General features: G+C 37.3%; 1 pseudogene. It reads right to left on the bottom strand.

Annotated features, from left to right (window positions below):
- Window positions 1–2,286, bottom strand: a pseudogene (locus ACFIMG_RS05175) (autotransporter outer membrane beta-barrel domain-containing protein); the annotation flags it as partial.
- Window positions 2,287–3,057 lie beyond the last annotated feature (771 nt).

The raw sequence follows: 3,057 nt of genomic DNA, 5'->3' as shown, positions 1-3,057 counted from the left end.
AAGCCTATCGGTTTTTTGATCGGCGATGGGTGCTCCATCACTCCATTGTGCGTTGAAGTAAATCTTTGCATCACCCGTTGCGTTGTAGACTTCTTGCGTGTCTGGTTTACCAGAACCTATATGCAATGTTTGGTAGTGATCTTCTGTTGGTTTCTCAAAAACAATAGAGCTGTTGTTGAGGTTTAGCACAGAAATATCAGAACGAGATCTTTGAGCGATATCAAGCAGATTGCCATCATCATCTTTTTCATGTTTGCTGATTTTCAACGTCCATGTTGTCTTGTTTTTTAGATCAAAACGTACAGTTCTATCTTTAGCAATATTCGCTCTGCCCTCTAGAGTAGACTGATCAGCGCTTAATGTAAAAGTGCCGTTGGAGATCGCTTTAACCTTTTTATCATTCCAATAATTATCGGTTCCCCAAGATTTTGGATTTTCGAAAATACCATCTCCTAATAATACGTCGGCATGGATTTCTGAATTTTTGAGATTGACTGTACCGATTGACAAACCTTGAATATCTTCAATGTTATCGTTAGTAAAAGCTCCAACAAAAATTCCAGTACCATTTTCAGCATGAAGCTCTGCATTAGTTAGATTGATCTCACTACTTTGGTGTTTTTGTGGATCATCTGATTCATTTTTATCAATATCAGAGACAGCCAAGAACTGTAAGCCACTGATTCCTACTTTTGCAGAAACATCCGTTAGATCAATATGGCCGCCATTTATTACAACCATTGCAACTTTTTTTGCTTCTATTTTATTTTTCTTCCCATTCTGAAGGGCGTCGGATTGGGTATCTAGACTTTTAGAATTAGCATCAATAGCGCCATTAATCATCTTAATTGTGCCATCTTTACCAATAGCGAGACCAACATCAACATTTTGAATGGTTGTTTTGCCATTTAATTCAACTATACTATCAGCCTCCCAAGTGTTTACACCAACGGTTGCTGCTTCGGACTCACCACCGATTATTGTTAAATCTCCGCTAATGATTTTACTTCCATCCTCTGCATAAAGACCTTCATCAAAATTTTGAATGGTTGTTTTGCCCGTTAACTGAATTTCACTCCCAGAGCCTGCTGTCCATACACCAGATCGTGCTTCATTGGGGTTGTCATTAATTGCTTTACCACCGACTATTATTAAATCTCCGCTGGTAATTTTACCACCATTATAGGCTCCAAGACCGTACGAAACTTTTTCAAAGGTTGTATGCCCCTTTAATTGAATTTCACTATTAGGATTAATGGCTATTATACCAGAAGTGCCGTATTCTTGGTTTTCATAAGCAGTTATTGTTAAATCTTCGCTGGTGATTTTACCACCTTTTTCTGCTCTCAGTCCATCTCTAACTTTTTCAATGCTTGTTTTGCCTTTTAATTCAATTATGCTTCCAAAGCCATTGGCATTTGCACCGTTTCCGAAGTTATCGGTTGTTAGAGTAACATCCGTAATTTCAATACGTCCACCATTTTCTGTAAATAATGCGCCTTCATGTCCATTCAAACTTCCTCCTATGACAGCCCCTCCTTTCATGGTGATCTTGGATTCTATACCATCTGCATGGAGTGCATTACCCTTAGATGATGCGACTGTAACATTGTTGTTTAAAGTAATGATGCTGCCGTTTCCAGCATATACCCCATCAGTTTCCCCATCGAGTGATCCTCCAGACACTGTTATTGTCGAGTGATCATCTGCAAATATGCCTGTTAGTGCTTGAGTAACGGTTACATTGTTCAAGGTTACTGTGCTGTTTTTAGCACTTATTCCTAAGGATAGTGAACTGTTATCGTTTTCACTCGATATTACCACGTCTTCCAGCTTGTTTTTTTTACTCTTACTGTCAGAAAAGGAAGCACCAGTGCTAGATAAAATGCCAGATGAGGAGGCCTCCATTCCAGAATATGTAATTGTTCCCTTAGTCATTTGAAGTGTAGCACCGTCTTTGGCTTCAAGGCCTAAGAAAATACCAGAACCAGTGCCTTTAATGGTTGTGCCATCCAGTAACTCAATCGCACTGTCAGCACCTTCTGCTGTTACAGCATAGACGGTTTTGTTTGTGTCTTGGTTTATATCTTTATTCATAACAATGGTTAAATGTTTTCCAATGATTTTGCCACCGTCTTTTGCGTGAATAGTTTCGTAGGTTTTATCGGATACTTCTTGTTGTTTTCCCTCAGAAACTACGAGGATTTCAGCATGTGCACTGAACTGGATGTTGAACAGGATAATAGCGGCTGCAGCTGTGCATGATAAAAGGGATGTTTTATACACTAGTATTCTCCTTATGATAGCCCCCAAATATTCATTTCCCCGCGAACTTCATAAGAAGAAGTGAAAATGGATAGTTGTTATTAATTTCAGTAATTGTCTTTATTTGGTAAGACATTTTTGGTTTTTTGTCAAAATTAAAAAATAATTGATATTAATTATGTCTAATACAAAATGTATTTATAATTGATTTTATTTAAAGAATTATAATTTTGAATATTATTATTCAGAGAAATATTCTGAGATACTGATATAGTACTACCATGACATCTTTTACGTGATGGTAGGGTTTATTATATGACGCAAATTGGGGTTATGAGGGAACAAAAAAGGATGTAGAAGAAGCTTGTAAAAAAGCTAACTTACTTGGGCTTAAAGTGGGTTTTCATCTTTCAACACAGTGGTATTAATTTATTTCTAATAGACTTCTCTTTTTTTCAAAGTAGGAAGTACTCTTCATCCACTGGGGATGGAAGTGCTCTGTTGCGTTTGTTGTGTCTTGTCTTGGAGATTTTCGTAAAGAACTAAGTATAAAGAGGGAAGGGTGCTTTAAAAGGAAAAAGGATGACTTTAATGTACAAAAAGGGCAGCATATTGTGCTGCCCTTTTTGTTAAATTAAATAGAATGAATAGGCTATTTTTACAGCCTTGATTTAAAACTGATAGCGTATGCCACCTGAAAAGTTTGTTCCGGATATACCAGTTTTCTGAAGCTTTTGTTGATAACTTACATCACCATGAAGGGAGAAATTGTGAGACAGTTGCGCATTGATG

Source organism: Bartonella sp. AP11XZML (assembly GCF_042196445.1).
GTDB lineage: Bacteria > Pseudomonadota > Alphaproteobacteria > Rhizobiales > Rhizobiaceae > Bartonella.
The sequence above is the reverse complement of the archived record's forward strand: the minus strand, read 5'-3'. Positions and strand labels throughout refer to the sequence as shown.